This window comes from Brevibacterium linens ATCC 9172, from assembly GCF_900169165.1.
GTDB classification, from domain to species: domain Bacteria; phylum Actinomycetota; class Actinomycetes; order Actinomycetales; family Brevibacteriaceae; genus Brevibacterium; species Brevibacterium linens.
Genome location: NZ_FXYY01000045.1, coordinates 1 through 7,420, shown reverse-complemented (window position 1 = coordinate 7,420; position 7,420 = coordinate 1). Strand labels below are relative to the sequence as shown.

Below are 7,420 nucleotides of genomic sequence, written 5' to 3'. Positions count from 1 at the left end.
GAACGGCAGGCTGGAACACCTACGTGGATCGGCGCTGGGGTTCCGGAACCTCACCCACTACATCGCCCGAAGCTTGCTCGAGACGGGAGGATTCAGACCCCGATTACACCCCTAACTGCGAAGAGCCACCTAACTATTACAACGACATCCGACCAAACAACCACAGGCAGACTCAATACATAGCCGATTCAGAGCCCAGGGCTATTTTAAGTCCACGAATAAACTCGTCATCACTCGGAGGGTTATGCCCCTCAACCCCATCATACTCTACCACTTCAATACAGCTTAAGTTACCACCTCGCGCCGATGCCGCTAAAAACGCCAGGTAGTCTTTCCTGTAATGAAAATCGTTAACATTATTGCAATAGACAACTCTCGACGCAATCGGTTTCTCATAATATTTGAGAACGGAAGTACGAGGCGACACTTCGTTTGCAAACGACACAATATCCTCCACTTTTCCAGAAATGCGCTCGTATACGTCAGGCCACACAGCGGCAACATAAGCCTTCTGCGATGCATAGCTAGTTCCACCACTGAGATATGACCCTATGGCAGTCTGCGGATTGAACACTAGCGCCGTTGACCCAGGCATCATGGCTCCCGCACGAAGTGCAGCAAACCCACCACCGGACGACCCGGAGTGAACTATCGACCGAGCATGACCCAAGGCCGCGACTCGCCGCACAATGCGAACCATATTCTCAATGATTGCCCATTCGTCCCCACCTTCGAACCACGCTAACTCTAGTTTGTCATCAGTCGCCAGCAAAGGATCTGCAAAGTAAACGGAGCTAACCGGCAAACCGCTGAGACTACCAACACGCTCGAAAAGCGGAATAGAAACTTTCGAACGGTCAATTGGACCGTGAAAACTGGACACCAGTGGCTTTCCACGGTTACCAAGAACTGCAAACTCGATGCTGTAACCTCGGTCCGAGACAAACCGCCAACGACTAATCTCATCCTGTGGTGGAAACTTCACGTCACGAAGATCGTCGATCTCGTTGATGTCATTTTCCGCGTTAGTACTAAAAAAATTACTTAGAGACAACGTCTTCGACCAAGATTTACGCGACAACCCACGTTCAGGAACAATATTATACGAATCAAGGATAGATTCATCCAAAAACACCTCATCTTTAACCGAGGACAGAGGCATATTCGAAATTGGCGCCTTCATTCCAGACCGCCAATCTATTCGTATTCCACCGTAGTGCCGGGCAATAATTCCCTCTGCTATTGAGCGATTCGCATTTTCGACACCATGAACCAGATAGTGGCTGTCTCGAGGGATTCTAGAGGGCACACAGGCATACTTTCCAGCCATCCACGGGCTATCTACGCGGTAGTAGGCGTAGTCGCAATGCAACCGGTAGCCTCTGCTCCTTTCAGGCGGAAGCTGCATGGTCGTTATTTGTAGAATTTGCCGTCTTGGATACCTAAGTTCGGCTATATCGCTAGATTCTAAGATGTCACAAATCGACCGCCCGTCTTCAGAGAATGCAAGCTCATCTATATCCTGTTGGATCACAGATTTTGCGTCAGTTAAAACATATCTCATGGCGTGTTCTAAAACCTGATGTTGCCCGAAATCCGAGTCCCAAACCTGGTTGGGTCCGCCAGTAGCGCCGAAGGGTATATCCCAATCTACTACACAGCCAACTGCGATTGAATCGATACTTTTAAGTAGTTTTTCGACAGCTGACACATCGTACAATGTGCTTCTATTATCATAAATAAGAACAGCGTCAATGCCGTGATGAACCGCGTGAAACTCAACCCAGTAGCGTATCCATTCCAAAGGGTTATTTTGCTGTTGCGTAACCAGCACTCGCCGCCCCGAGAAATCGGACACAATTCTGTTAATTTCGATTAGAACATCGCCTTCAGTGTTCTTTAGCAAAATTTCGCTTCCGCTTTTCACGCCGTGAAGTATTGTGCGGGAGATCCTGTGGTGATCTCGACTCTCAACCTTCCCAAGAAAGCGGTCGCCGTCTATGAATATCTCTGAACTGAGAATCCTATCTCTAGTATTAAGCAAGGGCGGACCCAGCAGTTCAACACCCTCTTCGATGAAAAATGCATCTGAGAACAAAGTATGAAAATCGAATCGCTGCATATAGTCATCTTGCTGGTCTTCTCTACGGCGAGGCACTTCGCGCAACAGATTACCGGGAAACTCTACCCGATGGTGTGAAATGTTTACGATTTTACTCATTGCCAATCCTTTATCGACATATTCGCGTGTCTTGAATACCTTCTAGTCGTACAGGACCCTCGATGATTAGAGCGGGTCGCCGGCAACCCTTCGAACAGAAGTGCTCGCCGTAGTCGCGGACAATCTGCGTGTCCGATCACTATCTGAGACAACTAGGTAGCAAGCTCCGCCTTAAATGCACGCTATTGCGACACAACACCTCCAAGAACAACTTCGTATCATATCGAAATGCGCAACCAATTTTCCGAGTAACACGATTCTATTCGCTGACAGTATACAAAGGTTCTAGCATCCCAGCGCAGAGATCATAGCCCCGTCAACGACAGATTGAGAATGAGTCCTTCGCAACACATCTCGGGTCACAGTCACTGCATTCTCATAGTCGTCTTGTCGAAGTAGACCTCGAAGATCCGCAGCGACGGAAGTCGGCCTAAACCGCATAACACCGTGGTCACCAAAATTGCTCCAGATCCCTGCCCGCAAATTCGTACGGACTTGGAGGCCTACGTTGTTTCGTGCCCCGCTACCTACACACAGCGTTCCCGCCGCTACACAGCGCACTGCTCCCATGCCGGCCGCAACGCAAAGGACCGAAGTACGCATAATTTCGGGCATCGCTTCAGGTGGTACCCAACCGTGAAACTCAACTTCGGCTCCCGAAATTCCACTAAGTCCCGCCCTGTATTCCGCCTCAAACGTGGGACGAGCTGGTCCATCACCAAAAACATCAAGTTTCCACTTCAGGTCCGGACGTAGCTCAGCTCCAATCGACATTGCTTCTAAAGCGACGTCAATCTGGGGCGTCTTATCATGCGAAAGTCGCGCGGCAGTCGTGATGCGAGCAACGCCGTCTGCGATTCTGGCCTCGAAAGGTACCACCTCACGATCGAATAGTGAATCAGAGGCAGCGTTGGGAACGCAACACACCTTCCAAGGCTCAACCCTTCCGAAGCGCTGGCAAAAATGAACCAACGAAGGGCTCGCGGCTAGAATCCCGGACACTAAATGTGACCAGGAATACATATGATCGTGATAAGCGCCATGAACCATGACAACGACCTCTGTCCCGATTCGCTTTGAAAGCTCAAGCGCCAACATCCGTGCCTCCGGCGCATGTGCAAAGATCAGATCGGAATCCCTAACTTCCGGGCTTTCCAACAAAGACGGTATAAAGGTTTCCCAACTCGCCCAGTCTAGCTTCAAGAATCCAGCACCTGTGGCGCGAGCACGTTGCTCAAATAGATCTCCTGAACCTACAAATGTGACAGAGTGGCCTTCACTAATCAACGCGCTAGCTGCATCGATAGTCCACTCATGAACGCCTCCCCAATCAGCAACCGTACGAACTGGCATCAAGATACTGCGCTTCAATTACCTGCACCCCCCAAATTTTAGAACCATTAGTCCATATATACATCGGCCGATTAGTATTTCGCTAACTTTAATCCAACAGCAGCCAGTAACGAACCGACGCGCTCGAATGCTCCAGGTGACCAGTCCGAGTTATCGACATGTATTTCGTCAATGCTCAAATCGTTAGACAATAAAATTGCTGCTGCAAGTGATCCCCCTGCGTACTTCCTTTGAATATCACTGTCGTCATGGAGAAAACTATTCGATGCAATTAGGAAATGGTGTAGGTTAAATAGAGCTCCTGACCAATCACCCAAAGGCACTACTTCCAAAAGCATAAACTCGTCATCTAACGTACTCTCGGGACGTTTCTGATTGGAAAATAGACCATCGGACCGCACCAGTTTTGCCGACACGCCAGTTCTATATTCTGGCGTTTCTCTAACGACGTTGCCCACGTGGAAAAATCCTGTTCCCCTCAGGTAATCAGAAACTGCCAGGTAGGCAGTTTCACTTATGGCAGGACCGGACGACCACCGACCAACAATGGAAGAGCCGAAGCAAAGCGCAGCTGCAACCCATAGGCGGTCATAAGTCACGTCATCAATCCTGGCGCTGAGTATCAGGGGAACTGCGTGATATTTCTCTACCGAATCTTCACTCTTCGAGAAACTCATTACGCAACGGCCGTTTGAAAGATTAAGAAGCTGAAGACTCATTGTACCCATCTGTCACTAGTTAAGGTCGTTATTCAAGATATGCGCATTTACCTAGTTACAAGTGTTGCGCTGGCTGCCTTATCCAAATCAGTAATCCGGGCGAGCACCCTCATTCCCATCGAAGCACTTTGATATAGATACATTCTTGTTGCGCTTCTAGTTCCAAATTCCCCCGCCGCAAGAATTCTGCGAGCCTGCAAGGCGTCTCGGCTCAATTCCGTCTCCACCCAATTCGAATAGGGCTCGTCATTTTCGATAACTAGAAGGCTGGGTTCGGAACTCTTTGACAATAGAAGTTCGGTAACTGACGAAACTCGTTCTTTGAGTGCCTTCCGAACACGGCCCTCAGACAGCTCAATGCCGTATAACTCTATATCCAACTCTGAGGCCGCAAAAATCGTTTCATCTTGATCTTCATTCGGCACAATGCCCGTGAGTTCCACCTGCCAGGAATATTTTGTAAGTCCCCTCCGCCTAAAAGTAGCTATATCGCGCAATAAAATATTATCCAAAATTGCACATTCATACATATTCCTATTATTGAGAATGTCACGATCCTCGATCAAAAGCGCCATCTTGTCGGGCACGTCTGCATCAAACTGGAGATTTTGGGTGTTACCGACGATCTTCACTCGCCTATTAACTAACTTGTCAGGCAAATAGGCTCGGAATGCAGAGAGACGCTCCGAGACATTAGATATCCGAGGATACGTAGTCGCCTTACCAGCTGCTCGGAGTTCGTCTAATTGAGCTGGCGAAGTTGATACATTTGACAAATACCTACTAAGAACATGGCCCACCTTTTGACCACCGCTGTCCAACGCCGTGACCTGGCTATCGTGAACGCGTCGTAGATACATGAAGTGGCCTGAATGGACCCACTCGACCCCAGCGATCTCCATCCGCGTGGCCAGATTGTGATCGACCGAAGCGCTCAATCTTTCGTCGTAGCGAAACTGCTGAATAAGTTTCGTTGGTACGGTCCAGGTAGCGTGTCCGGGCCCCTGGCCGTTATGAGCATTCACTTTTGAGTCAAATACCAATTTTCCATAGAATTCCTGCATTTGGCCATTGCCATCGCCAAAATTGACCCAACCGCCAAACGTAGCCTGGAACGGCGAAGTAATGCTATTCAATCCGATTTCAAGTCGTTCTGGCAACATAATGTCATCATCGTCGTGTACGGCAGTGTACGGAGAAATTGCCTCATCAGCGGCACGATTTCTAGCGGCAGAAATCCCGGCCGGTTTTTGGTAGATATAGCGTATACGATTGTCGTTTATCTGCTCAACCACCCGCTGAGCTGAATCGTCGCTTGATCCGTCATCGACAACTATTACCTCGAAATCTTGAAACGTTTGATAGAGTACCGAGTGCAACGAATCAGCAAGCATTGGTCCCCGGTCTTTTGTTGCAATAGCTACCGAGACTAATGGCGTTCTTTCATCAACGGGTACTGACCAATCAACTAGATTTCTGTAAATACTCTTGTCCATGTTGACTTTCGCCAGCCATGCTTTTTCGGAGGACAACTCCATTTCGAGATTCGTACTAGCCTGTCTCGCAGGTGCCGGAAAATAGGCGACGGAATCCGGGCCTTTGAGCTGAGTCATATTTATTCGCGCGCGCTTGAACCTTACGCGTAAATCAATATCAGAGTAGTCCCCGTACGGCGTTCGTTCGTCGTAGCCTCGAAGGTCGAGGAATATTTTTCGATCTACAGCAAACGCATTGCTGGACAAGAAATCCAGTTCTGGCGTCGAGCGGGCATATGATCCGGCGATGAGGTGTGAAGCAACGTCGTCGTAGGCTTGGCGTTTCTCGAAGTAGACTAGAGAAACACCCGATTGCCGGGCTTCTCTGAACCATGCTTGCTCGATACCGTATGCAGGCCACATTTCGCGTTCGAGTATTACGATGTGCTCGGTGTCGGAGGTAGCAACGGCTCTATTAATTCCGTCCCAAATGCTGTTTCGAGATAATATTATCTGTATCTGAAGCGAGTCGATTAGACTCGCGAGCACCTCGGAGGAAGCGTCCTTTGAGATCAGCTGCGTCTCCGTCATAACTACATAGATTCTTTTTGCCCCAGGAAAAGTATTACTTAGATGTTGCAGGTACTCAATTGAAGTGTCAACGTTGTTCGGCAGTTTTCCTGCAATGACGGAGTAATTCTGAGCACTCATACCAATGTTGCCTTTTTGATTATAGTCCGGCTCGGGTGTTCCACGGTTCCGATCACCAACAACGGTCCCAAGACGTCAAGCCCTGTAGATTCAATAGATTTTTTCCATAGCCTGACACGCAATCGCGCGTTGCTTATGTTCTGGTGGTCCGCGCTCACTATTGGCGTCTTGATGGCCCCGCCCGCGTTCTTAACGTACGCATATGGCGACTGGAGTAGGCGCGAATAGGACGTATTTAAATCGTCTCGCTTTATCAAGTGCCCCGCTTCGTTTAATAGTTCGAGTTCAACTACAAAATGGTCATCGTCGATCAGTTCTCCGGAAGCCAAGGGGAAAACAGCCGTTACTGTTGTTGCCGGAACGTCGAACGCTGCCTTGTACTCTGCGAAGTCCCCGGGAGCCAAGTCTGTCCGTTCAGTGGTTTTCCGGCGGGCTGCCAGAGTCTGGGTGCGCACGATGGAGCGTGCTTGCCCCAACTTCCGCACGAAGATTTGCTTCATTCGACTCCCCTTCATCACGTCACGTGCACCTTGGAGTAATTCCTTCGGTTTAGTACTTACTGCGGAGCTCCGGACGAATCGGTTAGCCACCACGGAGCATTGCCTGTACAAAGGTTAGTGTAGTCGCGCTGCGGGCGTGTTCTGGACTCGAGCCTCAACCTTCACGTTGCATGCCATTGCAAGAGATGCGTGTTGGACAGTCGACAGAATCCCAAGTCGCGCAACTTTGAGTTTCACTTCGGCGGGGCTATCTCCAGACCCACTCTGGGCACTTTTTTGAACTGCTCAGCCTTGATCCACCGATGCGAGTAGCCGGATCAAGCCGCGCGTGAAATGGAAATGCCCCTTCTGAACTGGGAAAATGATGATGTTCGAAGTCAACATTCCCGTTCAAGAAAGGGGCACCTCTCAGGTGCTATTCAACCACACACCCGCGTCTGT

At 49.5% G+C, this 7,420-nt stretch carries 5 protein-coding genes; all 5 read right to left on the bottom strand.

What is annotated here, in order from left to right:
* Positions 1 to 172: 172 nt before the first annotated feature.
* Complete coding sequence (locus BLIN9172_RS17995; protein ID WP_145997999.1) at positions 173 to 2,221, bottom strand: hypothetical protein; 2,049 nt, start codon at positions 2,219 to 2,221, stop codon at positions 173 to 175.
* A 285-nt stretch (positions 2,222 to 2,506) separates the two neighbouring features.
* Complete coding sequence (locus BLIN9172_RS18930) at positions 2,507 to 3,244, bottom strand: glycosyltransferase (RefSeq protein ID WP_373270470.1); 738 nt, start codon at positions 3,242 to 3,244, stop codon at positions 2,507 to 2,509.
* A 401-nt stretch (positions 3,245 to 3,645) separates the two neighbouring features.
* A complete protein-coding gene (locus tag BLIN9172_RS17990; protein ID WP_219618604.1) occupies positions 3,646 to 4,293 on the bottom strand; it encodes a hypothetical protein in 648 nt (215 codons plus the stop codon).
* Between the two features lie 47 nt (positions 4,294 to 4,340).
* Positions 4,341 to 6,479 (bottom strand): glycosyltransferase family 2 protein, encoded by a 2,139-nt coding sequence (locus BLIN9172_RS17380; RefSeq protein ID WP_101556137.1) that lies wholly within the window; start codon positions 6,477 to 6,479, stop codon positions 4,341 to 4,343.
* Positions 6,476 to 6,979 (bottom strand): hypothetical protein, encoded by a 504-nt coding sequence (locus BLIN9172_RS17375; RefSeq protein WP_145997997.1) that lies wholly within the window; start codon positions 6,977 to 6,979, stop codon positions 6,476 to 6,478. The genes BLIN9172_RS17380 and BLIN9172_RS17375 overlap by 4 nt, the downstream gene beginning before the upstream one ends.
* Between the last annotated feature and the right edge of the window lie 441 nt (positions 6,980 to 7,420).